Genomic DNA, 26147 nt, shown 5'->3' with positions numbered 1-26147 from the left:
ACGACCTAGTCTTTGCGGAGGGGGTCTTCGACTCGTTGCGCCTGAGCGTCGATGGTGTGCGGCTGGTGCAGCGGCTGAGTCGGAGGGACAGGCTGCGCGGTGGGCTGTGGCTGAACCGGCGGCTGCACGGTTGGCTCTTCCGGATGTTTGTCGTCGTCATTCATGGCCTTGCGAAAGCCCTTGATCGACTCACCCACGTCAGTCCCCAGGTTCTTGAGTTTCTTGGTGCCGAAGACCAGCACGACAACCACAAGAATGACGATCCAGTGTTTCCAGTCAAAAATGCCCATAACGCGTTCCTCACAAGAAATTTCGGGCCGCAGCCCCTGTGTTTATTCCGCCGAGCGAGATGCTTTCTCGGCGTGGCCGGACAGGCCGAAACGGCGGTCCAGCTCATCGAGCACGGCTTGCGGGTGTTGGCCCAACTGGGCAAGCATCACCATGCTGTGGAACCACAAGTCGGCGGTTTCGTAGACGACATCACTGCAGTCACCGCTGATGGCAGCGTCCTTGGCAGCGATTATGGTTTCGACCGACTCTTCGCCGACCTTCTCCAGAATCTTGTTCAGTCCCTTGTGATACAGGCTGGCGACGTATGACGAGTCGGCAGCCGCGCCCTTGCGTGATTCGAGCACCTCGGCAAGGCGTGACAAGGTATCAGTCATGTTCAGTGTCCTGCTTGGTAAATGGCTTCCGGATCTTTGAGTACCGGGTCCACGGTCTTCCAGCCAGCATCATCGTAGACGCGGTAGAAGCAGCTCTCGCGGCCGGTATGGCAAGCGATGCCACCAATTTGCTCGACCATCAGGATAATGACGTCGGCATCACAGTCCAGACGCAGCTCATGAAGCTTCTGCACGTGGCCCGACTCTTCGCCCTTTCGCCACAACTTGCCACGCGAACGTGACCAATAGATAGCGCGCTGTTCGCTGGCAGTCAGGCTCAAGGCTTCACGGTTCATCCACGCCATCATCAGCACGCGACCGGTCTTGTGGTCCTGTGCGATGGCGGGCACCAGGCCGTCCTTGTCCCACTTAATCTCGTCCAGCCAGTCTTTCATCATCGGCTCCGGCCGTTCCAGGGGAGAGTTAGTGTGCCAGCGGCTTGCGCCGATGGCTATCGGCGAACGACCAGATAGACGCCTGCCGCCAGCATCAGCAAGGCAGGCCAGGCACTCAGGGTGTTCAGCGCTGCGCCGGTCTGGGTATGGGTGATTGCCAGCAGCACGCCGCCGGCCAGCAGGCCCGCGCCGAGCAGCCGAAGGGCCCAATGATCGCCATCGCGCCGGTAGGGCGGGGGCGGATCGTGGCGATGGGGCTGCGACAGGCGCTCGAGCAAATCCCGGGTCATGTTGGCCAGATGCGGAATCTGTTCAACCTGGGACTGCAGGTTGCCCAGCAGGGTTTTCGGGCTGACGCGCTCGCGCATCCAGCGTTCGAGGAACGGCTGCGCAGTCGCCCAGAGATCCAGCTCCGGGTACAGCTGACGGCCGAGGCCTTCGATATTGAGGAGCGTCTTTTGCAGCAGCACCAGTTGCGGCTGCACTTCCATGTTGAAGCGGCGAGCGGTCTGGAACAGGCGCATCAGTACCTGGCCAAAGGAAATGTCTTTCAGGGGCTTCTCGAATATCGGTTCGCACACCGTACGGATGGCCGCTTCGAATTCATTCAGCTTGGTCTCGGCCGGCACCCAGCCCGAGTCAATGTGCAGCTGCGCCACACGGCGGTAGTCGCGCTTGAAGAAGGCAAACAGGTTGCGCGCCAGGTAGTCCTGATCCTCAGGGGTCAGACTGCCCACAATTCCGCAGTCGATGGCGATGTACTGGGGATCCCACGGCGTGACCGTGCTGACGAAAATATTGCCGGGGTGCATGTCGGCGTGGAAAAAGCTGTCACGAAAAACCTGGGTGAAGAACAGCTCGACGCCGCGCTCCGCCAGCTTCTTCATGTCGGTGCGCTGATCGGCGAGGGTCGCCAGATCGGTCACTTGCACGCCGTAAATGCGCTCCATGACCAACACCTTCGGCCGGCACCAGTCCCAGTAGACCTGCGGCACGTAGAGCATGGGCGAGCCCTCGAAGTTGCGGCGCAGCTGGCTGGAGTTGGCCGCCTCGCGCAGCAGGTCGAGCTCGTCGTAGATGGTTTTTTCGTAATCGGCGACCACGTCCACCGGGTGCAGCAGGCGGGCGTCTGCGGAAACCCGCTCGGCAATCTTTGCCAGAATGAACAGCCACGCAAGATCGGAACCGATGATCGGCTTCAAGCCTGGCCGTACGACCTTTACCACCACTTCCTCGCCAGTCTTCAGGCGCGCGGCGTGGACTTGAGCGACAGAAGCAGAGGCGAGCGGGGCCACATCGAAACGGCTGAACACTTCGCTGATCTTCGCGCCCAGCTGCGACTCGATCAGCGCCACGGCTTTGGCGGAGTCGAACGGCGGCACGCGGTCCTGCAGCATCATCAGCTCGTCGGCCACGTCTTCAGGCAGCAGATCCCGGCGAGTGGACAGCAACTGCCCGAACTTGATGAAAATCGGCCCCAGGTCCTGCAACGCCAGTCGCAGACGGGCACCACGGCTCAGTTCGTTCTTGCGCCGCGGCAACCAGTGCCATGGCAGCACGAAGCGCACAGCCAGCAGCCACCAAGGCAGGGGCAGGGCGAACAACAGGTCATCGAGGCGGTAACGGATTACGACACGCTGGATGCGAAACAGGCGGCGGACGGCAAGCAGGCTCATGCGTTATCGCTGGATGTGAGGGAGTGGGCCAGACGCTCGAAGCGGGCTTCGAGGCGTTCCAGGTCTTGTTTGGTCTGATCCAGTTCGGCGAAGCGGGCTTCGGCCTCGCGTTTGCCGACCAGCGTGCGGGATTCTTCGGCCAGGTATTCGGCCAGGTTATGGCTGAGGCTGGCCGCGCTGTCGCGGGTCCAGCGCGCGCTGTTGCGCAGGTGCCCGCCGATCAGGGGCGCCGCGACAGGGCCGAGCCAGCGTTGCAGCTCGTACTCCCAATCGAGGTCCAGGTCCTGCAGCACGCCCACCAGCTCAAGCAGCACGGCGCTTTCGCCCTCCAGCTCGACTTCCGGGCTGTGCAGCACGGCATTTTTGTCTTTGCTCATCGCCAGGCGCATCAGGCTCGCAGCGGGCGCGCGCAGGGTCACATCAGCACCGCCTTCCCAGTTCGCCGCCAGCATCAGGCCGTCGTCGCCGGGCAGCACGTGCAGATGAAACGTCGGGCTGGTGCACTCGATCGCGATGACCTTGCCGCTCAGCCGGTCAAGGCGCGGCAAGGCGGTGCTGTCCATGCGCAGCACGCGGTTGATGCCGTGTTCGGCACTGGCGAGCAAGCCGTTGATCAGCATCAGGGTTTGATGCCCCGGTGGAGCGCGACGATGCCGGAGGTCATGTTGTGGTAGGTCACTCGGTCGAAACCGGCCTGGACCATCATTGACTTCAGGGTTTCCTGATCAGGGTGCATGCGGATCGACTCTGCCAGATAGCGGTAGCTTTCAGAATCGTTGGTGATCAGCTTGCCGGCCAGCGGCATGAAAGCGAACGAGTAGGCGTCGTAGATCTTGGACATGACTTTGCTGGTGGGCTTGGAGAATTCCAGTACCAGCAAACGACCACCCGGCTTGAGCACGCGCAGCATGGAGCGGATGGCGTCTTCCTTGTGCGTCACGTTGCGCAGGCCGAAGGCGATGGTCACGCAGTCGAAGTGGTTGTCAGGGAACGGCAGCTTTTCAGCGTCGGCCTGGACGAACTTGATGTTGCCGGCCACCCCGCGATCCAGCAGGCGGTCACGACCGACCTTGAGCATCGATGCGTTGATGTCAGCCAGTACGACCTCACCGGTCGGGCCGACAAGATGGGAGAACTTCTTCGCCAGATCACCGGTGCCGCCTGCGATGTCGAGCACGCGGTTGCCGCTGCGAACGCCGGACAGTTCGATGGTGAAGCGCTTCCAGAGGCGATGCATGCCGCCGGACAGTACGTCGTTCATCAGGTCATATTTGGCCGCGACGGAGTGAAATACCTCGGCGACTTTCTCGGCCTTCTGGCTTTCCGGTACGTTTTTGTAACCGAAGTGGGTGATGGGTTCGGCATCGCTGCCTTTGCGCGGATCATTCATATCGCTGTCACCGGAATAAAGTGGCGCCATTCTAATCGTCGGGGCTGGCTTTGTCTTGACAAGGCGCACGGCCAACAGTTTCTTCGCTTCGGGCCGCTGGTATAGTGCGTCGACGATTTAAGCCGAAGCAGGAGCCCGTCAGTGGCCAGAATTACCGTGGAACGCCAGCACACGCTGGGAAAGGAAAAGGCCCGCGAGAAGGCTGAGATCATGCTGCAGAAACTATCCGACAAGTACGGCATCGAGCACGAGTGGACAGGCGACACCGTGGCCCTGGAAGGCAAGGGCGCCAAGGGCACTGTCGCGGTCGAAGATGAATGGGTGCGGGTGAACATTGATCTCAACTTCTTCCTCTCCGCCATGAGCGGTTCGATTCAGTCGGAAGTTGAACGGCAGCTGGACAAGGTGCTGACCGCCTGACGTCTGGAGCGACGGCTAGAGCATCAGCTTGATGACTTGCTCGGAAGGGTCGCGGGATTTGCCGGCGGCCTTGAGCTCGGCCAGGTACTCCTCCCACAGTTGCGCCTGGCGTTGCGCCAGTTGCTCCAGGTATTCCCAAGTAAACAAACCGCTGTCATGACCGTCGTCGAAGGTCAGCTTCAGCGCGTACTGGCCGGCGGGTTCCACTTTGGTAAGCCCGACGCCCAGCTTGCCGAACTGCAAAATCGGGTTGCCATGGCCCTGCACCTCCGCCGAAGGCGAGTGCACACGCAGAAATTCCGCCGGCAGGCGGTATTCCTCGTCCGGCCCGTATTTCAGGCTGAGGACTTTCGACGCTTTGTGCATCTGGACAGCGGTGGGCATGCGGGTCATAGAGGTAATCTCAGCTACAAGCTACAAGCTACAAGCTACAAGCTACAAGCTCCAAGCGAAGCGGATTCGTGCAGCCAGTGAAATCTGCTTGCCGCTTGAAGCTAACCGCTTGCAGCTGCTTTAAAGGATATAACGCGACAGATCTTCGTCTTCCGCCAGCTCACCCAAGTGGCTGTTCACGTACTCAGCGTCGATCTGAATCGTCCCGCCATCCTGCGCACCCGCCAGATCACCGGCACTGAAAGAAACCTCTTCCAGCAACCGCTCAAGCAGCGTATGCAAGCGACGCGCACCGATGTTCTCGGTCTTCTCGTTGACCTGCCAGGCGATCTCGGCCAGACGCTTGATGCCATCCGGCAGGAACGCAATGTTCAGGCCTTCGGTCTTCAACAGCTCGCGGTATTGCTCGGTCAGCGAGGCATGGGGTTCGGTCAGGATGCGTTCGAAATCCTGCGGGCTCAGCGCTTTGAGCTCGACGCGAATCGGCAGACGACCCTGCAGTTCAGGCACCAGATCGCTCGGCTTGCTCAGGTGGAACGCGCCGGACGCGATGAACAGGATGTGATCGGTCTTGACCATGCCCAGCTTGGTGTTGACGGTGCAGCCTTCGATCAGCGGCAGCAGGTCGCGCTGAACGCCTTCGCGTGACACATCGGCGCCGCCGACATTGCCGCGTTTGGCCACTTTGTCGATCTCGTCGATGAACACAATGCCGTGCTGCTCGACCGCTTCCAGCGCTTGCACTTTCAGCTCTTCGTCGTTGACCAGACGGCCCGCTTCTTCATCGCGAACCATCTTCATCGCGTCTTTGACTTTCAGCTTGCGGCTTTTCTTCTTGCCCTTGCCCATGTTGGCAAACAGGCTCTGCAGCTGGTTGGTCATCTCTTCCATGCCCGGCGGCGCGGAAATATCGACGCCGCCCATTTCCGCGACCTCGATCTCGATTTCCTTGTCGTCCAGCTGACCTTCGCGCAGGCGCTTGCGAAACAGCTGACGGGTGTTGGAATCACTGCCCGATGTCGCGTCTTCGTTGAAGCCCGCGCGCGCCGGTGGCAGCAGGGCGTCGAGAATGCGCTCTTCGGCGGCGTCTTCAGCGCGGTGGCGGACCTTGGTGATCTCCTGTTCACGCAGCAGCTTCATCGCCGCGTCGGCCAGATCACGGATGATCGACTCGACATCGCGACCCACGTAGCCGACTTCTGTGAACTTGGTCGCTTCGACCTTGATGAACGGCGCGTTGGCGAGCTTGGCCAGACGACGGGCGATTTCGGTTTTACCGACGCCGGTCGGGCCGATCATCAGAATGTTCTTGGGGGTGACTTCGACGCGCAGCTCTTCAGGCAGCTGCATCCGGCGCCAGCGGTTACGCAGGGCGATGGCGACGGCGCGCTTGGCATCGTCCTGGCCGATGATATGGCGATTGAGTTCGTGGACGATTTCACGGGGAGTCATGGACATGGTTTTCAACGGTCCTCGGCAGAGTGCAAGTCGGGCAGGCCGCGATGAATGGCGGCCATTACCTCAGGCTTACTCGGCGAGGTCCTGCTCCTCAATGGTGATGTTGTGGTTAGTGAAGACGCAGATGTCGCCGGCAATGTGCAAGGCGGTTTCGGCGATTTCACGGGCAGAGAGTTCGGTCTTCAGCAGCAGCGCGCGGGCCGCGGCCTGGGCAAAGGCACCGCCGGAACCCATGGCGATCAGGCCATCTTCGGGCTCTACAACGTCGCCGTTACCGGTAATGATCAGCGAGGCGTCTTTGTTGGCAACGGCCAGCATGGCTTCAAGGCGGCTGAGCGAGCGGTCGGTACGCCATTCTTTCGCCAGCTCTACGGCGGCGCGAATGAGGTGACCCTGGTGCTTTTCCAGTTGGGCTTCGAAGCGCTCGAACAGGGTGAAGGCGTCAGCGGTGGCGCCTGCGAAACCGGCGATGACCTGACCGTGGTAAAGGCGCCGGACTTTCTTGGCGTTGCCTTTCATGACGGTATTGCCCAGGGAAACCTGGCCGTCACCGGCCATGACGACTTTGCCTTGGCGGCGCACTGAAACGATGGTGGTCAAGGGGAGAGTCTCCACGCTGCGGGGCGAAAATGCCCTGATGGAAACTCATATGGGGGTGGGGGCGGGTATTTCAACCGTTGAGTGGGTTGAGGGATGAATGGCGTTGCGTCAGGTTGCTTCAAGTTTGTGTAGGAGTGAGCTTGCTCGCGATTGCGGTGAATCAGGCACCCATTATGTTGGATGTGCCAATGTCATCGCGAGCAAGCTCACTCCTACAACTGATCGTGCCCGCGTGGAGCGGGACCGATCGTTGGTCCTGCGGTGGGCGACACTGCCCTAGCGAGCCTGGCGCTGTTGCAGGAGCAGGTTGCTGAAGCCGCCGCCCGCCAGTTGCTTCTGCGCGATGGTCAGCTGTTCGCGGTTGCTGAACGGGCCGACCAGCACGCGGTACCAGGTTTCATCCTTCACCGTCCCCGACTCCACGGTCGAGGTTTGCCCCAGCAGAATAATCTGCGCGCGCACTTTTTCGGCGTCGGCCTGTTTGCGGAACGAGCCCGCTTGCAGGAAGAACGTCGTCACGGCCGCCGGCTTGGCCACCGGAGGCGCTGGCGGTGGCGTCAGACCGCTGAGTGCCGCCTGGGCACGAGCCGTGTCGATCTTCGCGGCCACTTCAGGCGTAACCGGCGTGCTTGGCGCAACGACCGGTGGCGTCTTCTCTGGCACCGCTTCATTCGGCACGATGACTTCCGACTCAGGCAACAGCGTGTAGAAGTCGTACTTCGGCTTCACGGGCGCGGTCGGGCTGGGCGGCGTCTTGTTCGCTTCGGCGATCTTCGCGGCCTTGGCTTCAGCCTTGACGCGCTTGATATCGTCGCCACTGCCGGGTTCGAGCTTCATCAGAAAAACAACGAAAGCGCCGACGGTCAGGCCGATCGCCATCCACACCCAACCCGGAATCGGCGTCTTTGCGGGTGCCTGATACCGGCTGGCGCCGCGCTTGGGAGCAGGTTTCTTTTTAACGGCCAACTTACATACGCTCCAGAGTGTCCAGACCCAGCAACTGCAGGCCTTGCTTGAGGGTGCGACCGGTCAGGGCGGCGAGGCGCAGACGGCTTTGCTGTTGTTCAGGGCTTTCTGCCGCCAGGATCGGGCAGTTCTCGTAGAAACTGGAGAACAGACCGGCGAGGTCGTACACATAGGCGCAGAGCACATGGGGCGTGCCTTTGTCGGCGACGGTGTTGACGGTCTCGCCGAACTGCGCCAGACGCGCGGCCAGGTCTTGCTCCTGCGGTGCGTCGAGGATGATCCGGCCCGCGCTCGCGTCGAAGGTTTCGCCCTTTTCTTCGAGCTTGCGGAATACACCGGCCACACGGGTGTAGGCGTACAGCAGATAAGGCGCGGTGTTGCCTTCGAAGCTGAGCATCTGGTCGAAGTTGAAGCTGTAGTCACTGGCGCGATGCTTGGACAGGTCGGCATATTTCACCGCGCTGATGCCGACGGCCTTGGCGATAGAGCGCAACTCGTCTTCGGCGACGTCCGGGTTTTTCTCTTTGACCAGCGTGTAGGCGCGCTCTTCGGCTTCGTCGAGCAAGTCGACCAGCTTGACCGTGCCGCCATCGCGGGTCTTGAACGGACGGCCATCGGCGCCGTTCATGGTGCCGAAGCCCATGTGCTCCATCTGCATGCCGTTGGTGACGAAGCCTGCGCGGCGCGCCACTTCGAAGACCTGCTGGAAGTGCAGGGCCTGACGCTGATCGACGAAATACAGCGCGCGATCGGCTTTCAGCACGTTGCTGCGGTAGCGAATGGCGGCGAGGTCGGTGGTGGCATACAGATAACCGCCACCGGCCTTTTGCACGATCACCGGCAGCGGCGTGCCTTCAGCGGTTTTGAATTCTTCAAGAAACACACATTGCGCGCCGTTGCTTTCGACCAGCAGGCCGGCTTTCTTCAGGTCGGCGACGACATTGGCGAGGTCGTCGTTGTAGGCGCTTTCGCCCATGACGTCCTTCGGCGTGAGTTTGACGTTCAGACGTTCGTACACTTCCTGGCAGTGAGACAGGGAGATGTCTTTGAAGCGCGTCCACAGGCTCAGGCACTCGGCGTCGCCTGCTTGGAGCTTGACCACCAGCCCCCGAGCGCGCTCGGCGAATTCTTCCGACTCGTCAAAACGGCCCTTTGCAGCGCGGTAGAAGTTTTCGAGGTCAGCCAGCTCGTCGCTGGTCGCCGGGGTTTCCTGCAGATAGGCCAGCAGCATGCCGAACTGGGTGCCCCAGTCGCCCACGTGGTTCTGACGGATCACGGTGTCGCCAAGGAACTCAAGGACGCTGGCCACGCCGTCGCCAATGATGGTCGAGCGCAAGTGGCCGACGTGCATCTCTTTGGCCAGGTTCGGCGCGGACAGGTCGACCACGACGCGTTGAGCAGGACCATTTTTGCGCACGGACAGGGTCGCGTCGGCCAGCGCTTCGTCGAGGCGCGAAGCCAGGGCCTGGGTGTTCTGGAAAAAATTGAGGAAGCCGGGGCCGGCGATGTCGACCTGGGTGATCTGCTCGTCGGCGGGCAGCGCGGCGACGATTTTCTCGGCCAGATCGCGAGGTTTCAAGCCGGCAGGCTTGGCCAGCATCATGGCGATATTGCTGGCGAAGTCGCCGTTTTTCTTGTCCTTGGCGTTCTCCACCTGAATCGCCGGCGTCAGCCCTTCCGGCAAGACGCCATCGGTGACGAGTTGGCTCAGAGCTTGTTGAATCAGCTGGCGGATGGTGTCTTTCATGGTGCTCTCTTTCGACCGCAAGCGCGGCCGCGCCTGGATGCGCGGGTGGAAAAACTGGGCATTATCCGTGGCCGGAGCCGCCTTGCCAACCGCGCTGGATGCGCGGTCAATCGATGCGAATCAATAAAGGTCCACCGGGTCCACGTCCAGCGACCATCTGACCTGGCGCCCGCTCGGCATGTTTTCCAGCGTCAGCAGCCAGGTCGCGAGCAGCTTGTGCAGTGGCGCGCGGGCGTTGGCCTGGACCAGCAACTGAGCGCGATAGCGTCCGGCGCGTCGTTCCATCGGTGCCGGAACCGGACCCAGCAGCTCGATGCCGCCCAGCGCCATGTCCTTCAATAACCGCTCGGCTTCGGTGCAGGCTTCGTCAAGAAACCCTTCGGCCTGACCCGGCTTGTGCGCTTCCGCGCGCAACAGCGCCAGGTGTGAAAACGGCGGCAGCCCGGCGGCGCGACGTTCGCTCAAGGCCTGCTCGGCAAAAGCGAAATAACCCTGCTCGGTGAGTTGAATCAATAAAGGATGGTCGGCCAGGTGGGTCTGGATGATCACCTTGCCCGGCTCTTCGGCGCGCCCGGCCCTGCCTGCGACCTGCACAATCAATTGCGCCATGCGCTCGCTGGCGCGGAAGTCACCGGAGAACAGCCCGCCATCGGCGTCGAGAATCGACACCAGCGTCACACGCGGGAAGTGATGCCCTTTGGCGAGCATCTGGGTGCCCACCAGAATGCACGGCTGGCCTTTCTGGATGGTCGCGAACAGCTGATTCATCGCGTCCTTGCGCGAAGTGCTGTCGCGATCGACGCGCAGGACCGGATAGTCGGGGAACAGAATCGCCAGCCGCTCCTCGGCACGTTCGGTCCCTGCACCCACCGGGCGCAGATCAACCTTGCCGCATGCCGGGCAATTGCGTGGGACGCGCTCGACATGGCCGCAGTGGTGACACCGCAGCTCACCCGAGCGCTGGTGAACAGTCATGCGCGCGTCGCAACGGGGGCATTCCGACAACCAGCCACAGTCGTGACACAGCAGAGTAGGGGCAAACCCGCGGCGATTGAGGAACACCAGCACTTGCTGGCCAGCCGCCAAAGTCTGGGCGATGGCTTGCTGCATGGGGCCCGAGATGCCGCTGTCGAGGGGACGACTTTTCACATCCAGCCGCAGGAAGCGAGGTTGCTGCGCACCGCCCGCGCGCTGATTCAGGCGCAGGAGCGCGTACCGACCAGTGTGGGCGTTGTGCAGGCTTTCGAGCGAAGGCGTCGCCGAGCCGAGCACGATCGGGATGTCCTCCTGATGCGCCCTCACCAGCGCCAGGTCCCGGGCGTGATAGCGCAGGCCTTCCTGCTGTTTATAGGAGCCGTCGTGCTCCTCGTCGATGATGATCAGCCCGGGGTTTTTCATGGGGGTGAACAGCGCCGAACGGGTGCCGATGATGATGTCGGCTTCGCCATCGCGTGCTGCCAGCCAGGCGTCCAGCCGATCGCGATCGTTGACCGCCGAATGCAGCAGCGCGATGCGCGCGTTGAAACGCTGCTCGAAGCGCGCGAGGGTCTGCGGGCCGAGGTTGATCTCCGGAATCAGCACCAGCGCCTGCTTGCCCGCTTCCAGCGTCTCGCGGATGAGCTGCAGATAAACCTCGGTCTTGCCACTGCCGGTGACCCCCGCCAGCAGTGAAGCGTGGAAACTGCCGAAACCCGAACGGATGGCCTCATAGGCCGCCCGTTGCTCGGTGTTGAGCGGCAATTCCGGCTGCGCCAGCCAGTGCTCGTGCCGCTCGACGGGGCCATGACCGCGCACCTCGACGGTCACCAGTCCTTTGGCGAGCAGCAAGTTCAGGCTGTCCCGGTTGAGCATCAGCTTGCTCAGCAACTGATGAGCCACGCCGTGGGGATGCTGGGCCAGGGTGCGCAACGCTTCCTTTTGTTTCGGCGCCCGGGCGATGCGCGGGTCATCGACGCTGGCGTCCGGGGCTGCGTGCCAGAACCGCTCTTGCCGCGCTTCCGCAGGTTCCCCTTGGCGCAGCAACACCGGCAACGCCCAGCTGAACGTGTCGCCCAGGCTGTGCTGGTAATACTGGGCGGTCCACAGGCACAGCTTGAATAATGCAGGCGGCAGCGGCGCTTCGGCATCCAGCACGGCAATGGCCGGCTTGAGCTTGTCGGCCGGCACGTCGCTGTGATCGACGACTTCCACCAGCACGCCGATCATTTCCCGACGGCCGAACGGCACGCGCAGGCGCATCCCTGGCTGCAAGGTACTGCGCGCCACACCTGCGGGGGCAAAGTAGTCGAACAGGCGACGCAGCGGCGAGGGCAGGGCGAGGCGCAAGATGGCGTCGGGCACGCGGGGGATATCCTGTTACGGAGTATGACGAAGGGCGCGATCTTAGCAGACGACCGGCGTGAACGTTCCCTTGCGTGATTGGCGTTGTCTGTTAATATGCGCGGCCTAATTCCGTGCGGTATTCAACAATAGTGTTGGGTGGCGGCACGATAGCCTGAGGAAATACCCATGAAAGCTGATATCCATCCAGTTTACGAAGCCATTGACGCAACCTGCAGCTGCGGCAATGTCATCAAAACCCGTTCCACACTGGCCAAGCCTCTGAGCCTGGACGTGTGCAACGAGTGCCACCCGTTCTACACCGGCAAGCAAAAAACTCTGGACGTCGGCGGTCGTGTCGACAAGTTCAAGTCGCGTTTCGGTGCGTTCGGTCCTACCAAAGCTCCTGCTGCTGCAGAGTAAGGTTGGCCGTTCTGGAGTCGCCGATGCGTTTCTCCAGGCTGCTTAAAAAGGCGTCCCTCGCGGGCGCCTTTTTTATGTCTGCGATTTGGCTTTCGTCGGCCCAGGCCTTGTGCCCTGCGCCGCCGTCTCTGCCTGTGCTTCAGGTGCAGCGAGTGGTCGATGGCGACACGGTTCGCCTGAGCGATGGTCGCAGCGTTCGCATGATTGGCCTGAATACACCAGAAACCGGCAAAAAGGGCCAGTCCGCCCAGCCGTTTGCCGAAGCGGCCAAGCGTCGTTTGCAGGCATTGGTGGATGCCAGTGACGGGCAGGTCAGGCTACGTGTCGGTGAAGAGCCGACCGATCACTACGGACGCACCCTCGCCAACGTCTATGGCCGCGATGGCGCCAATCTCGAGGCGCAACTGCTGGCGGACGGCCTAGGCTATCTCGTCGCAGTCTCCCCTAACGTTGCACTGGTGAGGTGCCAGCAGGCCGCAGAGAAGTCAGCACGCCAGGCCGGACGGGGCCTGTGGCGCAACTCGCCGGTTCAGCCGGTCGAGCAGATCAGCACGGGCGGGTTTGCGCTGGTCACTGGGCGCGTGACCAGCGTGCAGCGCAATGGCGGCGGCCTGTGGATCGAATTCGGCGATGCGCTGGTGCTGCGCATTGCGCCCAGGCTGCTCGGCCAGTTTGACACTGCCGCGTTGCAGCGCTTGAAAGGTCAGCGAGTCGAGGCGCGTGGCTGGGTAGTCGATCGTTCGCGTCGGGGCAGCCTTAAATCAGGTCAGCCTCGCTGGATGATGCCGATCACTCATCCTGCAATTTTGGATACAGTCAATAAATAAATTGTAGACAGTTTTGGTCAGGATTGTCGCCGCTGGAGGCCTTGTGTTCTGCGTCTCTACGCTGAAAGTCGTAGATGCGGCCTCTTGACACAGGTGACCCGCCAGTCTTGTTAGGACTTTATGACTTGCGTATGCTCGGCGGTCCGTCTGTCCAACAGCAAAAAAGCGGAATGCCCCCATGTCAGATTTGAAAACTGCCGCTCTCGAATATCACGCTCATCCCCGTCCCGGGAAACTCAGCGTCGAGCTCACCAAAGCCACTGCAACCGCTCGCGATCTGTCGCTGGCTTACAGCCCGGGTGTGGCTGAGCCGGTCCGCGAAATCGGTCGCGATCCGGAACTTGCCTACAAGTACACCGGCAAAGGCAACCTGGTAGCGGTGATCTCTGATGGCACCGCGATTCTGGGTCTGGGTAACCTCGGGCCTCTCGCCTCCAAGCCGGTCATGGAAGGCAAGGGTGTGCTGTTCAAGCGCTTTGCCGGTATCGACGTGTTCGATATCGAAGTCGATTCGGAAAGCCCGCAGGCCTTCATCGACACCGTGCGACGCATCTCCATCACCTTCGGCGGCATCAACCTGGAAGACATCAAGGCACCTGAGTGCTTCGAAATCGAAAAGGCGCTGATCGAGCAATGCGACATTCCGGTTTTCCACGATGACCAGCACGGCACCGCGATCGTTACCGCCGCCGGCATGATCAACGCGCTGGAAATCGCTGGCAAAACCCTGGAAACGGCGAAGATCGTCTGCCTGGGCGCTGGCGCTGCGGCCATCTCCTGCATGAAGTTGCTGGTGAGCATGGGCGCGAAGATCGAAAACATTTTCATGATCGACCGTAGCGGCGTGGTTCACGACGGACGTACCGATCTGAACCAGTACAAGGCCCAGTTCGCTCACACCACCGACAAGCGCACGCTGGCCGATGCACTGGAAGGCGCTGACGTGTTCGTCGGTCTGTCCGGTCCGAACCTGCTGAGCGCTGAAGGCCTGAAGTCGATGGCGGCCAATCCGATCGTGTTCGCCTGCTCGAACCCGGATCCGGAAATCTCGCCGGAACTGGCTCACGCCACCCGCAACGACGTGATCATGGCGACCGGCCGTTCGGACTACCCGAACCAGGTTAACAACGTGCTGGGCTTCCCGTTCATCTTCCGTGGCGCACTGGACGTTCGCGCCAAGCGCATCAACGAAGAGATGAAGATCGCAGCGGCCAACGCCCTGCGCGAACTGGCCAAGCTGCCGGTGCCTCAGGAAGTCTGCGACGCCTACGGCGGCATCGCCCTGGAATTCGGTCGTGAGTACATCATCCCGAAACCAATGGACGCACGCCTGTTGGGCTTGATCTCCGATGCAGTTGCCAAGGCAGCCATCGAGAGCGGTGTCGCGACCCTGCCGTATCCAAAGCACTACCCGCTGAAGAGCGTGGACGAAGTGTTCAACGGCTGATACAAGCGCCCATAAAAAAACCCAGCCATGTGCTGGGTTTTTTTATGGCTGGAGGCTACCAGCAGTGCAACTGATCGCCGCTGCTTTTACTTGGAGCTTGCCGCTTGAGGCTTGCGGCTGCTCCCCTAGAACAGATCGATCGGCGCCGATTCGTCCGCTGGCAGCGGGCTGCCTGGGGGTGGGCTGCCGCCGAGTTCGTTCACGCTAGGCGGCGTGTCTTCGCTCTTGAACAGCTCGAAGAACGCACCCGGCGTGCTTGGCGTCGCAGAGCGGCCACTGACCGGATCGATGCGCAGGCTAAGGATGCCGTCCGGTTCTGCCTGAACGTGTGGCGGCTTGTCCTTCAGCGCGGCGCTCATGTACTTCATCCAGATCGGCAGCGCGACCGTGCCGCCGAACTCATGACGACCGAGGCTTTCAGGCTGATCGAAACCGGTCCAGACCGTGGTCACGTAGTCAGCGTTGTATCCCGTGAACCACGCATCTTTTGATTCGTTGGTGGTACCGGTTTTGCCTGCGATGTCCGGACGGTTCATGGCCAGGGCGCGGCGACCGGTGCCGCGCTTGATCACGTCCTGCAGCATGCTGTTGAGGATGTAAACCGTGCGACCGTCAACAATCCGCTCCGCGACCACCGGGGCCGGCGCTGCGCCCGAAGTATCCAGTGCGTTCGGCACAACGTTGGCAGTCAGCGGTGGCGTGTCTGGCGCTGCATAGGTCGATGCGCTGCTGATGGCCGCTTCGCTGACCGCTTTCGGATTCGGGTCATTGGCGGGCACCGTCGGCGGGTTGGCGACGAACAGGGTTTTGCCTTCACGGTCCTCAATCTTCTGGATGAGGTACGGGCTGATCTTGTAGCCGCCGTTGGCAAACGCACTCCAGCCGCCGACGATTTCCATCGGCGTCAGGGTGGCTGTGCCCAGGGCCAGGGAAAGGTTGGGCGGCAAGTCCTGTTTGTTGAAGCCAAAGCGCGTGATGTAGTTGATGGCCGTGTTCACGCCCAGGCTTTGCAGCAGGCGGATCGACACGAGGTTACGCGACTTGTACAACGCCTCGCGCAGCCGAATCGGACCGAGGAAGGTGCCCGTGTCGTTCTTCGGGCGCCAGACCTTGTCGATGGTTTCGTCGACGAACACGATCGGCGCGTCGTTGACCAGGCTGGCGGCGGTGTAGCCGTTATCCAGCGCTGCCGAGTACAGGAACGGTTTGAAGCTGGAGCCCGGCTGACGCTTGGCCTGCATTGCCCGGTTGTAGTTGCTCTGCTCGAACGCGAAACCGCCGACCAGCGCGCGAATCGCGCCGTTCTGCGGATCCAGCGAAACCAGCGCGCTCTGCGCCACCGGAAGCTGGCTGAACTTGAGCGAGTTGTCCGGCTGACGCTGCAAACGCACCAGATCGCCGACATGGGCCACATCGCCAGGCTGCTTGGGATTGGCACCGACGCTGTTGGTGTTCAGGAACGCCTTGGCCCACTTCATGCTGTCCCAGGCGACGGTTTCTTCGTTCTCGCCGCTGCGGGTCAGTACGCGAATGCCGGTCTTGTCGACCTGGGTGACGATGGCCGGCTCCAGACCGCTGATCGGACGCTGTTTGCTCAGTTCCTGCACCCAGCCCTCGCGGGTCAGGCCGGGGAATCGGCTCTCAGGCCCGCGATAGCCATGGCGCTGGTCGTATTCGATCAGACCGTCCTGCACCGCCTTGTTGGCGTCTTCCTGCAAGCCGCTCGGCACGGTAGTGGTGACCCGGAAGCCTTCTGTGTAGGCTGCGCTGCCATAACGACCCACCATTTCGGCGCGCGCCATTTCAGCGATATAGGGCGCGTTCACTTCAGGGCTCTGAACGTGGTAGCTGGCGTTGATCGGCTCGACAAGGGCGGTCTGGTAGGTGTTCTGGTCGATTTTCCCCAGCTTGAACATGCGGCCCAGAATCCAGTCGCGGCGCTCTTTGGCGCGCACCGGGTTGGCCAGTGGGTTGAATCGTGACGGCGCCTTGGGCAGACCGGCAATCATTGCCATCTGCGCGACGCTCAGGTCGCGGATGGATTTGCCGTAGTACACCTGTGCTGCGGCCTCGATGCCGTAAGCCCGGTTACCCAGATAGATCTTGTTGACGTACAGCTCGAGAATCTCGTCCTTGGTAAGTTGGCGCTCGATTTGCAAGGCCAAGAGGATCTCGGTGGTTTTGCGCGAAAAACTGCGCTCGCTGGTCAGGAAATAGTTTTTCGCGACCTGCATGGTGATGGTCGAGCCGCCGGACTGAATGTGACCGCTCTTGACCAGCTGGCTGGCCGCGCGCATCAGGCTGCTCGGGTCCACGCCGTAGTGGTTCTCGAAGTTATCGTCTTCGGCAGACAGCAAGGCGTGAATGAAATTGGGGGGAATGTCGGCGAAACGGATGGGAGAGCGGCGCATTTCGCCGAACTCTGCAATCAGCTTGCCGTCGCTGCTGAACACTCGCAGCGGGATCTGCAGCTGGATATTGCGCAGCGCATCGACCGAGGGCAGGTTCGGGGCCAAGTAGAGGAAGGCGCCGCTCAGGCCGAGCACCAGCCCGCAGACGACCGCGACGATGGACCACCAGACAAACTTCAGCAGGCGTATCAAGGCTTTTGGATTTCCAGAAAAAAGAATGAGTTAGACGCAGGCATTTACAAATGAACACGCCTTGAAGCTTCGCTACACGAAAAAAACGCTGGGCATTATAAGCATTTTTCGTCGTCGAGCGTTATTTGCGCTACTGTCAAGTCAGCCGACAGTGGCACTGGACTAGAAATCATCCGTAAGTGACGGAAACGCATAGGGAATCGGTTGTGTTCGAACTCTTCAGTAAGAAGGCCAACACCCTTCTAGGGATCGATATTAGCTCCACCTCGGTCAAGCTCCTGGAGCTAAGTCGGTCCGGCAACCGTTACAAGGTCGAGTCTTATGCGGTCGAACCGCTGCCGGCCAACGCAGTGGTCGAAAAGAACATCGCGGAGCTCGAAGGTGTCGGCAGTGCTTTGACGCGTCTGCTGGTAAAAGCCAAGAGTAACGTCAAAATCGCGGCGGTTGCCGTTGCAGGTTCGGCTGTTATTACCAAGACCATCGAGATGGACGCAGGCCTTTCCGACGACGAGATGGAAAACCAGCTCAAGATCGAGGCCGACCAGTACATTCCCTATCCGCTGGAAGAAGTCGCCATCGATTTCGAAGTCCAAGGCTACTCGACGCGTAATCCCGAACGCGTCGAAGTATTGCTGGCCGCTTGCCGCAAGGAAAACGTAGAAGTGCGCGAAGCCGCGCTGGCACTGGCCGGGCTGACCGCTCGCGTCGTTGATGTCGAAGCCTATGCCTTGGAGCGCTCGTTCGGTCTGTTGTCTGCGCAACTGGGCCAGGACCACGAGCAGTTGACGGTCGCCGTCATCGACATCGGCGCGACCATGACCACCCTCAGCGTGCTGCACAACGGCCGCATCATTTATACCCGCGAACAATTATTTGGCGGTCGCCAGCTCACCGAAGAAATCCAGCGCCGTTATGGTTTGTCCGTCAGCGAGGCCGGGCTTGCGAAAAAGCAGGGCGGGCTCCCCGACGACTACGTCATGGAAGTCCTGCAGCCGTTCAAAGACGCCGTGGTGCAGCAGGTGTCCCGTTCGCTGCAGTTTTTCTTCGCAGCCGGCCAGTACAACCGCGTTGATTACATCATGCTGGCCGGCGGCACCGCCTCTATTTCCGGTCTTGATCGGCTGATCCAGGAACGCCTGGGCACGCCAACGCTGGTGGCAAACCCCTTTGCTGACATGGCGCTGAGCGTCAAGGTCAACGCCGGCGCGCTCGCCAGCGATGCGCCTGCACTGATGATCGCGTGCGGTCTGGCCCTGAGGAGCTTCGACTGATGGCACGGATCAACTTACTTCCCTGGCGTGAGCAGCAGCGCGAGGAGCGCAAGAAGCGCTTCATTCTGGCGCTGGCCGGTGTGCTGGTGCTGGGCATCGGCGCCATTCTTTTGGCTGATCAATATTTGAGCAGTGCCATCGCCCATCAGAACGCCCGCAATCAATTCGTCAGGACCGAAATCGTCCAGCTCGACGCGCGCATCAAAGAGATCAGTGAGCTCAAGGCGCGTCGCAAACAATTGCTGGAGCGGATGAAGATTATTCAGGACCTGCAGGGCAACCGGCCGATCATCGGGCGCATCTTCGATCAGATGGCTCGTACCCTCCCCGATGGCGTCTATTTCAACGACGTGAAGATGACCGGCCAGATGATCAGCATTTCCGGCGCTGCCGAATCCAATAACCGGGTGTCGGACCTGCTGCGGAATCTGGATGCCTCTGACTGGCTGGAGTCGCCGAGTCTGACCGAGGTCAAGGCGAACACTGCGGCGGGTGGCGTGGATCAGACCAACACCTTTCAGTTGACGGTGCGCCAGACGCAGCCAGCCGTTGAGGGGATCAAGCCATGAGCATGAATGATTGGCTCGATAGCCTCAAAAAGATCGACCTTAACGACCTGGACATCAATAACCTGGGTTCATGGCCTGCTGCGGTCAAGACCATTGCCGGCGCGCTGTTGCTGGCGCTGGTGCTGGCCGGTGGGTACTTCTTCTATATCCAGGACATGCAGACTCAGCTCGATCAGGCCCGTGGCGAAGAGACGGCGCTGAAAGAGCAGTTCGCGACCAAGGCCTACCAGGCTGCCAACCTCGCGGCCTACAAGAGCCAGATGGTGGAGATGGAAAACACCTTCGGCGCCTTGCTGCGGCAGTTGCCGAGCGACACTGAAGTCCCCGGTCTGCTTGAAGACATCACCCGCACCGGTCTGGGCAGCGGCCTGGAGTTCGAGGAGATCAAGCTGCTCCCTGAAGAGGCTCAGCAGTTTTATATTGAATTGCCGATCCAGATTACCGTCACAGGCAGTTATCACGACCTCGCGACCTTCGCCAGTGGCGTCGCCAGCCTGCCACGAATCGTGACGCTGCATGACTTCGAGATAAAACCGCTGGACGCCAAGTCCCCCGGAAAGCTGCGCATGAGCATCCTTGCCAAGACCTATCGCTATAACGACAAAGGTCTTCAGAACGTTGATACGAAAGGGCCGGCGAAATGAGGGCGATGCGTTGGTTGTGCGTCGGCGTCACGCTGATGGGGCTCGCGGGTTGCGACAGCTCGAATGAATTTGACGATCTCAAGCAGTTCATGGCCGAGGTACGCGCACGGCCGGTTGGCACCATCGAGCCGATGCCCAAATTCCGGCCGTATGAGGCCTTTACCTATGCGGCGGCCAGTTTGCGCAGTCCGTTTCAGCCGCCGATCAAGATCGATCTGGTTAACCGTCCGAAGGGCTCGCACCTGGTGCAGCCGGATCCGACGCGGGTGAAGCAGTTTCTCGAAGGCTTCAACATCGATTCCTTCGAGATGGTCGGCACGTTGAGCAATGAAACCGGCACGTTCGCGCTGCTTCGCGGGGCGGGTGGCGTGCATCGGGTGAAAGTGGGCGATTACCTGGGGCGTAACGATGGCCGGATTACGGCGATCACCGACTCGGCGGTGCAAGTGATGGAAATCGTTCCGGATGGAGAGGGCGCGTGGCTTGAGCGACCGCTCAGTATTTCCCTCAAGGAACGCTCATGAAGACGGCAAGCAAGCGAAGCACCTTCGGATCTGCACAGTGGTGGAATGTGAACATGAACAGGATTCTTTCGATTATCGGCCTGTCGCTAGGGATGGCGATGCTTTCACCGGTTGTCCAGGCGGCTAACCTCAAGACGCTGGATGTCGCCGCATTGCCGGGGGATCGAGTCGAACTGAAACTGTCCTTCGACGGTCCGGTGGCGGCGCCGCGCGGCTACACCACCGAGCAGCCGGCACGAATCGCGCTGGACCTGCCTGGGGTGACCAGCCAACTGGCGATCAAAAGCCGTGACCTGGGTTCAGGCAACGCCCACAGCGTTGTGGTCGTCGAAGCCAAGGACCGCACGCGGGTGATCATCAACCTCACCACGCTCGCGCCCTATAGCTCGCGTGTCGACGGCAACAACCTGTTCGTCGTCGTGGGCCAGGGCGCTGCTGCGGCCCAGGGCTCGCAGCCAAGTACCGCCATGGGCGCGGCGCGAGTGAGTGTGCCTGCCGCGCAATCGGCAAAACCTGTTGCCCGCTCGTACGCGCCAGGCCCACGGTCGGTGAAAAACGTCGACTTCCAGCGCGGCGAGTTGGGTGAAGGCAACGTCATCATCGAGCTGAGCGACACCGGCATTGCCCCGGACATTCAGGAGCAGGGCGGCAAGATCCGCGTCGACTTCGCCAAAACCCAGTTGCCTGAACCCCTGCGCGTACGTCTGGACGTCAAGGATTTCGCGACCCCGGTGCAGTTCGTCAATTCCAGCGCCACGGGTGACAAGGCCAGTATTTCCATCGAGCCGTCCGGCGCGTTCGACTACTCCGCCTACCAGACCGATAACAAGCTGACCATCAGCGTGCGTCCCCTGACCAACGAAGATCAGGAGCGCCGCAATTCGGAAAAACTGGTCTACACCGGCGAGAAGCTGTCGCTGAATTTCCAGGACATCGACGTGCGTTCGGTGCTGCAACTGATCGCTGATTTCACCAACCTCAATCTGGTGGCCAGCGACACCGTTCAGGGCGGCATCACCCTTCGCCTGCAAAACGTACCGTGGGATCAGGCGCTGGATCTGGTGCTCAAGACCAAAGGCCTGGACAAGCGCAAGATCGGCAACGTATTGCTGGTCGGTCCGGCCGACGAGATCGCCGCGCGGGAGCGTCAAGAGCTGGAGTCCCTGAAGCAGATTTCCGAGTTGGCCCCACTGCGTCGCGAATTGCTGCAGGTTAACTACGCCAAGGCGGCCGACATCGCCAAGCTGTTCCAGTCGGTCACCAGCGCTGAATCGAAGACCGATGAGCGCGGTTCGATTACGGTCGATGAGCGCACCAACAACATCATTGCCTACCAGACCCAGGACCGTCTGGACGAGCTGCGCCGCATCGTTTCGCAACTGGACATTCCGGTGCGCCAAGTGATGATCGAGGCGCGCATCGTCGAGGCCAACGTCGATTACGACAAGTCTCTGGGCGTGCGCTGGGGTGGTTCGAGCAGCAAGGGCAATTTCACCACCGGCGGCAGTGGCACGGTGACAGGCGCCTCGGCGACCAATGGCCCTTACGTCGACATGGGCGTAACCGACGCCACTTCGTCGATCGGCCTGGGCTTCCTGACTAACAACACGATTCTCGATCTCGAACTGACGGCGATGGAGAAGAGCGGCAACGGCGAAGTGGTCTCGCAGCCCAAGGTCGTTACCTCGGACAAGGAAACCGCGAAAATCCTGAAAGGTACGGAAGTGCCGTATCAGGAGGCCAGTTCCAGCGGCGCGACGTCGGTGTCGTTCAAAGAGGCGTCGCTGTCCCTGGAAGTGACCCCGCAGATCACGCCTGACAACCGCATCATCATGGAGGTTAAGGTCACGAAAGATGAGCCTGACTACGTGAATACGGTGCTGGGTGTGCCACCGATCAAGAAAAACGAAGTCAACGCCAAGGTGCTGGTGGCCGATGGCGAGACCATCGTAATTGGTGGCGTGTTCTCGAATACGCAGAGTAAAGTCGTCGACAAGGTGCCATTTTTAGGCGATGTGCCGTATGTTGGCCGCCTTTTCCGGCGCGATGTGGTTTCGGAGTCAAAATCCGAGCTGTTGGTGTTTCTCACTCCGCGTATCATGAACAACCAGGCGATTGCTGTGAGTCGTTGATTCTGTGCGAAATTTAATTCTTGTGGGGCCGATGGGGGCTGGTAAAAGCACCATCGGCCGCTTGCTGGCCAAAGAGCTTCGACTGCCGTTCAAGGATTCCGACAAGGAAATCGAGCTGCGAACGGGCGCCAATATTCCCTGGATCTTCGACAAGGAAGGCGAGGCGGGTTTTCGTGATCGTGAACAGGCGATGATTGCCGAGCTCTCCGCACTGGATGGCGTAGTCGTGGCCACCGGCGGAGGCGCAGTCATGCGCGAAGAAAATCGCCGCGCCCTGCATGCCGGTGGTCGGGTGGTGTATTTGCACGCTTCCGTTGAGCAGCAGGTGGGCCGGACCTCGCGGGATCGCAATCGCCCATTGTTGCGCACGGCTGACCCGGCCCGGGTGCTGCGCGAACTGCTGGCTATCCGCGATCCGCTGTACCGCGAGATCGCCGATGTCATCATCGAAACCGATGAGCGGCCCCCGCGAATGGTGGTTATCGACATCCTCGCTCTGCTGGCCGAGCTTCCTCCCCGTTAAAGCGCAGACGGAAATGCGCTATCCTCGGCGACCATAAAAAGTGGGGTCGCTACATGGCCTTGCGCCATAGCCGGTGTTGGCGTTTTTCAAGACGTGCACAGGCAACCAATTGTTAACAGCGTGGGGACACATGCAGACACTCAAGGTCGAGCTTGGCGAACGCAGCTACCCGATCCATATCGGCGAAGGCTTGCTGGATCAGCCCGAGTTGCTCAAGCCGTACATTGCCGGTAAACAGGTGGCGATCGTCTCCAACGCCACCGTTGCGCCGCTCTACATGGAACGCCTCACCCGATCCCTCGCCGGTTACAGCGTCTTGCCGATCGTGCTTCCCGACGGTGAAGCCTTCAAGAACTGGGAAACCCTGCAAACCATCTTCGACGCGTTGCTCACCGCACGCCACGACCGCCGCACCACGGTGATTGCGCTGGGCGGAGGCGTTATCGGTGATATGGCCGGCTTTGCGGCTGCCTGTTACCAGCGCGGCGTCGAATTCATTCAAGTGCCGACCACACTGCTCTCCCAGGTCGATTCTTCGGTCGGTGGCAAAACCGGCATCAATCACCCGCTGGGCAAAAACATGGTGGGTGCTTTCTATCAGCCCAATGCGGTGCTAATCGACACGTTGTCGCTGAACACCCTGCCTGAACGCGAACTGTCCGCCGGTCTTGCCGAGGTCATCAAATACGGTTTGATCTGTGACGAACCGTTCCTGACGTGGCTCGAAGAGAACATGGACAAGCTGCGCGGGCTGGATCAGGTCACACTGACGAGGGCAATCGAGCGCTCGTGCGCCGCCAAGGCGGCTGTCGTTGGCGCCGATGAGCGCGAGTCCGGCGTGCGTGCCACGCTGAACCTCGGCCACACCTTCGGCCATGCCATCGAAACCCACATGGGTTACGGCGTGTGGCTGCACGGCGAGGCGGTGGCGGCAGGCACGGTGATGGCGCTGGAAATGTCGGCGCGTCTGGGCTGGATCACCGAGCAGGAACGTGACCGCGGCATACGTATTTTTCAGCGCGCCGGCTTGCCGGTGGTTCCGCCGCAAGACATGACGCCCGAGCATTTCCTCGAGCACATGGCGGTGGACAAAAAGGTCATTGACGGTCGTCTGCGCCTGGTGCTGTTGCGTCGCATCGGTGAAGCAGTGGTAACTGACGAATATCCACAAGAAGTACTACAGGCCACACTGGTCGCGGACTACCGCGCCTTGGTGGATCAGCTTAGAGGTTAATGAGAAATCCATGACTAGTTTGCACGCCGATGAGGCCTTCCTCGGTCATTACCAGTTGAGTCATGACCCCTTTGCAACGCGGGTTCCCGGCTTCAAGTTCTTCCCCGCACAGCGCAAGCCCGTGCTGGGCCAGCTGCATCACCTCGCGCGCTACAGCCAGCTGCTGCTGGTCGTGACCGGGCCTCAGGGCAGCGGCAAAACGCTGTTGCGTCAGGCGCTGGTGGCGAGCACCAACAAGCAGTCGGTGCAGAGCGTTGTGGTGTCGGCGCGCGGCGCCGGTGATGCGACGGGCGTGTTGCGCCAGGTTGCTCAGGCGCTGAACGTTGCTCAAGCGGAAATGCGTCCGATCCTGGCGCAAGTCGTGCAGCTGGCGCTGACCGGCCAGGAAGTCTACATCCTGGTGGACGATGCCGAACAACTGGGCGAATCCGCACTCGAAGCGTTGTTGGGATTGGCAGCAGGCACCCCGGAAGGGCGTCCGCATGTCTTCCTGTTCGGCGAGGCTTCGATCATTGATCGCCTGGATCAGCTGTGCGCCGAGAGCGGTACCGAGGAAGAACGCTTCCACGTTATCGAGCTGGCGCCGTATACCGAAGAAGAAACCCGTGAGTATCTGGCTCAGCGTCTCGAAGGCGCAGGGCAGGGTGTTGAGTTGTTCAGCGCCGCGCAGATCACTGATATCCACGAGCAGTCCGGTGGATGGCCAGGCGCGATCAACCAGGTCGCGCGCGATTCGATGATCGAAGCCATGATTGCCAGCCGCTCTGCGGTCAAGCGTCCAAGTATGGGGTTCAAAATGCCTAAGAAACACGTGTTGGCTTTGGGTGGGGTTGTTGTCGCGGCCGTTCTCGCGGCGTGGCTGATTCCAGGCCGCAGCAACGCTCCTGCCACGGCGCCAGCCAACTCTCAGGCTCAACTGCCTCTGGGTCAGGGCCAGGCGCCTGCGCAACAATCGAACAACGGTGGCCCGGCCATCGAGTTCGCCGGTAATTCGCAACCGATGCCGCTGCCCATGAATGGCTCGCAGCCTGCGACCCGCGCGCCGCTGGCTGAAGCTGCGGGCTCGGGCGAGGGTGATGGCGAAGATGGCGGTCCTGCGGCTAATCAATCGCTGCAGCCGCCGACCGTGACCACCACTGCGCCACCGGTGGGCGCGACGGCAAGTCCTGCGCCGACCGTGGCGCAGCAGCCGGTCCCGGCAACGCGTCCGGCCCCGGCCGCCAAGCCGACGCCCGCTCCGGCCCCTGCCGCGAAACCTGCGCCGGCGCCGACCCAGGTGGCCACCGCCAAACCTGCCCCGGCACCGGCGGCCAAGCCGGCAGCTGCAGCGTCTGGCGCGGCGGGCAGCGGCTGGTATGCGGGTCAGGCACCGACGCATTACGTGGTGCAGATCCTCGGCACCAGCTCCGAAGCCACCGCTCAGAGCTACGTGAAAGAGCAGGGCGCCGAGTACCGTTACTTCAAGAAAACCCTGCAGGGCAAGCCTCTGTTCGTGGTGACGTACGGCAGCTTCGCAGACCGCAATGCGGCACTGACCGCTATCAAGGCCTTGCCAGAGAAGGTTCAGGCTGGTAAACCTTGGCCTCGTACTGTCGGCAGTATCCAACAGGAACTCGCCGCCGCCCGCTGATGACGCAGGGACCTTATCCAGGTCCCTCGCTTGGCCCTCCCGATATCACGCATGAGCGTGCTGCCAACGAGCAGCGCGCCTTGCGGTGTCTGCGTCTCAGACGCGCATTGATCTTCGGGCTCTCATTGGTCAGACTCGCAAAAAAGCTCTGGGTAGCACGAGAATCGATATAAAACCTTTCATGAATGCGACATAAATTTGCGACACTTCGTCGTCAAATTTGTGAGGACTTGTGTCGCTGTGTACAATGACCTCCCTTTTGCTCCCGCAAAGCCGGCATACGTTCGGCGT

Annotated in this window: 26 protein-coding genes; 13 read left to right on the top strand and 13 right to left on the bottom strand. The window is 61.1% G+C overall.

Features of this window, described 5'->3' with window-relative positions; genetic code table 11:
- Nucleotides 1-5: 5 nt before the first annotated feature.
- Genes BBI10_RS03115 through ubiE form a run of 6 tightly spaced genes read right to left on the bottom strand, consistent with a single transcriptional unit; the run spans nt 6 to nt 4126 of the window.
- Complete coding sequence (locus tag BBI10_RS03115) at nt 6-290, bottom strand: twin-arginine translocase TatA/TatE family subunit (RefSeq protein ID WP_065986662.1); 285 nt, start codon at nt 288-290, stop codon at nt 6-8.
- Nucleotides 291-332: 42 nt separating this feature from the next.
- Entirely contained in the window at nt 333-665 is a 333-nt protein-coding gene (locus tag BBI10_RS03110; protein ID WP_065986654.1) for a phosphoribosyl-ATP diphosphatase, read from the bottom strand.
- A 2-nt stretch (nt 666-667) separates the two neighbouring features.
- Nucleotides 668-1060 (bottom strand): phosphoribosyl-AMP cyclohydrolase, encoded by a 393-nt coding sequence (gene hisI, locus BBI10_RS03105; protein ID WP_065986652.1) that lies wholly within the window; start codon nt 1058-1060, stop codon nt 668-670.
- A gap of 56 nt (nt 1061-1116) precedes the next feature.
- Nucleotides 1117-2736 (bottom strand): ubiquinone biosynthesis regulatory protein kinase UbiB, encoded by a 1620-nt coding sequence (ubiB, locus tag BBI10_RS03100; protein ID WP_065986650.1) that lies wholly within the window; start codon nt 2734-2736, stop codon nt 1117-1119.
- Nucleotides 2733-3356: a ubiquinone biosynthesis accessory factor UbiJ gene (locus tag BBI10_RS03095; RefSeq protein ID WP_065986648.1), complete on the bottom strand. Its 624-nt coding sequence runs from the start codon at nt 3354-3356 to the stop codon at nt 2733-2735. Before BBI10_RS03095 ends, ubiB begins: the two co-directional genes overlap by 4 nt.
- Entirely contained in the window at nt 3356-4126 is a 771-nt protein-coding gene (gene ubiE / locus BBI10_RS03090) for a bifunctional demethylmenaquinone methyltransferase/2-methoxy-6-polyprenyl-1,4-benzoquinol methylase UbiE (RefSeq protein ID WP_065986646.1), read from the bottom strand. The genes BBI10_RS03095 and ubiE overlap by 1 nt, the downstream gene beginning before the upstream one ends.
- Before the next feature lie 141 nt (nt 4127-4267).
- On the opposite strand from ubiE, the gene BBI10_RS03085 reads away from it, so the two are divergent.
- Nucleotides 4268-4546, top strand: coding sequence for a polyhydroxyalkanoic acid system family protein (locus BBI10_RS03085; protein ID WP_065986644.1), 279 nt, complete (start codon nt 4268-4270; stop codon nt 4544-4546).
- A gap of 15 nt (nt 4547-4561) precedes the next feature.
- On the opposite strand, the gene BBI10_RS03080 is transcribed toward BBI10_RS03085, so the two are convergent.
- From BBI10_RS03080 to argS, 5 genes are all read right to left on the bottom strand, one after another.
- The gene (locus tag BBI10_RS03080) at nt 4562-4939 is read right to left on the bottom strand and encodes a gamma-butyrobetaine hydroxylase-like domain-containing protein (RefSeq protein WP_065986642.1); all 378 of its coding nucleotides are present in this window, start codon (nt 4937-4939) and stop codon (nt 4562-4564) included.
- Between the two features lie 120 nt (nt 4940-5059).
- A complete protein-coding gene (gene hslU / locus BBI10_RS03075; RefSeq protein ID WP_065986640.1) occupies nt 5060-6397 on the bottom strand; it encodes an HslU--HslV peptidase ATPase subunit in 1338 nt (445 codons plus the stop codon).
- A 69-nt stretch (nt 6398-6466) separates the two neighbouring features.
- Nucleotides 6467-6997, bottom strand: a complete 531-nt coding sequence (gene hslV, locus BBI10_RS03070; RefSeq protein ID WP_065986638.1) for an ATP-dependent protease subunit HslV — start codon at nt 6995-6997, stop codon at nt 6467-6469.
- A gap of 276 nt (nt 6998-7273) precedes the next feature.
- A complete protein-coding gene (locus tag BBI10_RS03065; RefSeq protein WP_065986637.1) occupies nt 7274-7963 on the bottom strand; it encodes an SPOR domain-containing protein in 690 nt (229 codons plus the stop codon).
- A 1-nt stretch (nt 7964) separates the two neighbouring features.
- The gene (gene argS, locus BBI10_RS03060; protein ID WP_065986636.1) at nt 7965-9710 is read right to left on the bottom strand and encodes an arginine--tRNA ligase; all 1746 of its coding nucleotides are present in this window, start codon (nt 9708-9710) and stop codon (nt 7965-7967) included.
- On the opposite strand from argS, the gene BBI10_RS28195 reads away from it, so the two are divergent.
- Nucleotides 9709-9837 carry a hypothetical protein gene (locus BBI10_RS28195; protein ID WP_274605108.1) on the top strand — a complete coding sequence of 43 codons (129 nt, stop codon included), beginning with the start codon at nt 9709-9711 and terminating at the stop codon, nt 9835-9837. The genes argS and BBI10_RS28195 overlap by 2 nt on opposite strands.
- On the opposite strand, the gene BBI10_RS03055 is transcribed toward BBI10_RS28195, so the two are convergent.
- On the bottom strand, nt 9831-12050 hold the full coding sequence (locus BBI10_RS03055; protein ID WP_065986635.1) for a primosomal protein N': 2220 nt from the start codon (nt 12048-12050) through the stop codon (nt 9831-9833). The genes BBI10_RS28195 and BBI10_RS03055 overlap by 7 nt on opposite strands.
- Nucleotides 12051-12218: 168 nt before the next feature.
- Between BBI10_RS03055 and rpmE the strand changes: the two genes are divergently transcribed.
- From rpmE to BBI10_RS03040, 3 genes are all read left to right on the top strand, one after another.
- The gene (rpmE, locus tag BBI10_RS03050; protein WP_065986634.1) at nt 12219-12452 is read left to right on the top strand and encodes a 50S ribosomal protein L31; all 234 of its coding nucleotides are present in this window, start codon (nt 12219-12221) and stop codon (nt 12450-12452) included.
- 23 nt (nt 12453-12475) lie between these two features.
- Nucleotides 12476-13279, top strand: coding sequence for a thermonuclease family protein (locus BBI10_RS03045; protein WP_065986632.1), 804 nt, complete (start codon nt 12476-12478; stop codon nt 13277-13279).
- A gap of 178 nt (nt 13280-13457) precedes the next feature.
- Nucleotides 13458-14726, top strand: coding sequence for a malic enzyme-like NAD(P)-binding protein (locus BBI10_RS03040; RefSeq protein ID WP_065986631.1), 1269 nt, complete (start codon nt 13458-13460; stop codon nt 14724-14726).
- 125 nt (nt 14727-14851) lie between these two features.
- Here the strand turns inward: BBI10_RS03040 and BBI10_RS03035 are convergent, their stop codons facing one another.
- A complete protein-coding gene (locus tag BBI10_RS03035) occupies nt 14852-17326 on the bottom strand; it encodes a penicillin-binding protein 1A (protein ID WP_410928352.1) in 2475 nt (824 codons plus the stop codon).
- A 209-nt stretch (nt 17327-17535) separates the two neighbouring features.
- Here BBI10_RS03035 and BBI10_RS03030 point away from each other — a divergent pair, with 209 nt between their 5' ends.
- From BBI10_RS03030 to BBI10_RS02995, 8 genes are all read left to right on the top strand, one after another.
- Nucleotides 17536-18600 carry a pilus assembly protein PilM gene (locus BBI10_RS03030; protein WP_065986628.1) on the top strand — a complete coding sequence of 355 codons (1065 nt, stop codon included), beginning with the start codon at nt 17536-17538 and terminating at the stop codon, nt 18598-18600.
- Complete coding sequence (locus BBI10_RS03025) at nt 18600-19169, top strand: PilN domain-containing protein (protein WP_065986626.1); 570 nt, start codon at nt 18600-18602, stop codon at nt 19167-19169. The genes BBI10_RS03030 and BBI10_RS03025 overlap by 1 nt, the downstream gene beginning before the upstream one ends.
- A complete protein-coding gene (gene pilO / locus BBI10_RS03020; RefSeq protein WP_065986624.1) occupies nt 19166-19813 on the top strand; it encodes a type 4a pilus biogenesis protein PilO in 648 nt (215 codons plus the stop codon). The genes BBI10_RS03025 and pilO overlap by 4 nt, the downstream gene beginning before the upstream one ends.
- The gene (locus BBI10_RS03015; RefSeq protein WP_065986622.1) at nt 19810-20337 is read left to right on the top strand and encodes a pilus assembly protein PilP; all 528 of its coding nucleotides are present in this window, start codon (nt 19810-19812) and stop codon (nt 20335-20337) included. The genes pilO and BBI10_RS03015 overlap by 4 nt, the downstream gene beginning before the upstream one ends.
- A gap of 53 nt (nt 20338-20390) precedes the next feature.
- The gene (pilQ, locus tag BBI10_RS03010; RefSeq protein WP_065986738.1) at nt 20391-22469 is read left to right on the top strand and encodes a type IV pilus secretin PilQ; all 2079 of its coding nucleotides are present in this window, start codon (nt 20391-20393) and stop codon (nt 22467-22469) included.
- A 4-nt stretch (nt 22470-22473) separates the two neighbouring features.
- Nucleotides 22474-22992 (top strand): shikimate kinase AroK, encoded by a 519-nt coding sequence (aroK, locus tag BBI10_RS03005; protein ID WP_065986620.1) that lies wholly within the window; start codon nt 22474-22476, stop codon nt 22990-22992.
- A 130-nt stretch (nt 22993-23122) separates the two neighbouring features.
- The gene (aroB, locus tag BBI10_RS03000; RefSeq protein WP_065986618.1) at nt 23123-24226 is read left to right on the top strand and encodes a 3-dehydroquinate synthase; all 1104 of its coding nucleotides are present in this window, start codon (nt 23123-23125) and stop codon (nt 24224-24226) included.
- A 10-nt stretch (nt 24227-24236) separates the two neighbouring features.
- Nucleotides 24237-25856: an SPOR domain-containing protein gene (locus tag BBI10_RS02995; RefSeq protein WP_065986616.1), complete on the top strand. Its 1620-nt coding sequence runs from the start codon at nt 24237-24239 to the stop codon at nt 25854-25856.
- Nucleotides 25857-26147: the final 291 nt, after the last annotated feature.

Origin of the sequence: Pseudomonas graminis (assembly GCF_001705435.1) — a bacterium.
Taxonomy (GTDB): Bacteria; Pseudomonadota; Gammaproteobacteria; order Pseudomonadales; family Pseudomonadaceae; genus Aquipseudomonas; species Aquipseudomonas graminis_B.
Note: the sequence above shows the minus strand (reverse complement) of the source record. Positions and strands in the feature narration are given on the sequence as shown.

Excerpts from the sequence above, each read along its gene's own strand:
- ubiB (WP_065986650.1), bottom strand. The coding sequence starts at position 2,736 with ATGAGCCTGCTTGCCGTCCGCCGCCTGTTTCGCATCCAGCGTGTCGTA.
- BBI10_RS02995 (WP_065986616.1), top strand. The coding sequence starts at position 24,237 with ATGACTAGTTTGCACGCCGATGAGGCCTTCCTCGGTCATTACCAGTTG.
- BBI10_RS03095 (WP_065986648.1), bottom strand. The coding sequence starts at position 3,356 with ATGCTGATCAACGGCTTGCTCGCCAGTGCCGAACACGGCATCAACCGC.
- BBI10_RS28195 (WP_274605108.1), top strand. The coding sequence starts at position 9,709 with ATGGTGCTCTCTTTCGACCGCAAGCGCGGCCGCGCCTGGATGCGCGGG.
- BBI10_RS03115 (WP_065986662.1), bottom strand. The coding sequence starts at position 290 with ATGGGCATTTTTGACTGGAAACACTGGATCGTCATTCTTGTGGTTGTC.
- BBI10_RS03110 (WP_065986654.1), bottom strand. The coding sequence starts at position 665 with ATGACTGATACCTTGTCACGCCTTGCCGAGGTGCTCGAATCACGCAAG.
- hisI (WP_065986652.1), bottom strand. The coding sequence starts at position 1,060 with ATGAAAGACTGGCTGGACGAGATTAAGTGGGACAAGGACGGCCTGGTG.
- ubiE (WP_065986646.1), bottom strand. The coding sequence starts at position 4,126 with ATGAATGATCCGCGCAAAGGCAGCGATGCCGAACCCATCACCCACTTC.
- BBI10_RS03015 (WP_065986622.1), top strand. The coding sequence starts at position 19,810 with ATGAGGGCGATGCGTTGGTTGTGCGTCGGCGTCACGCTGATGGGGCTC.
- rpmE (WP_065986634.1), top strand. The coding sequence starts at position 12,219 with ATGAAAGCTGATATCCATCCAGTTTACGAAGCCATTGACGCAACCTGC.
- argS (WP_065986636.1), bottom strand. The coding sequence starts at position 9,710 with ATGAAAGACACCATCCGCCAGCTGATTCAACAAGCTCTGAGCCAACTC.
- BBI10_RS03045 (WP_065986632.1), top strand. The coding sequence starts at position 12,476 with ATGCGTTTCTCCAGGCTGCTTAAAAAGGCGTCCCTCGCGGGCGCCTTT.
- hslU (WP_065986640.1), bottom strand. The coding sequence starts at position 6,397 with ATGTCCATGACTCCCCGTGAAATCGTCCACGAACTCAATCGCCATATC.
- pilQ (WP_065986738.1), top strand. The coding sequence starts at position 20,391 with ATGAACAGGATTCTTTCGATTATCGGCCTGTCGCTAGGGATGGCGATG.
- BBI10_RS03080 (WP_065986642.1), bottom strand. The coding sequence starts at position 4,939 with ATGACCCGCATGCCCACCGCTGTCCAGATGCACAAAGCGTCGAAAGTC.
- BBI10_RS03040 (WP_065986631.1), top strand. The coding sequence starts at position 13,458 with ATGTCAGATTTGAAAACTGCCGCTCTCGAATATCACGCTCATCCCCGT.
- pilO (WP_065986624.1), top strand. The coding sequence starts at position 19,166 with ATGAGCATGAATGATTGGCTCGATAGCCTCAAAAAGATCGACCTTAAC.
- aroB (WP_065986618.1), top strand. The coding sequence starts at position 23,123 with ATGCAGACACTCAAGGTCGAGCTTGGCGAACGCAGCTACCCGATCCAT.
- BBI10_RS03025 (WP_065986626.1), top strand. The coding sequence starts at position 18,600 with ATGGCACGGATCAACTTACTTCCCTGGCGTGAGCAGCAGCGCGAGGAG.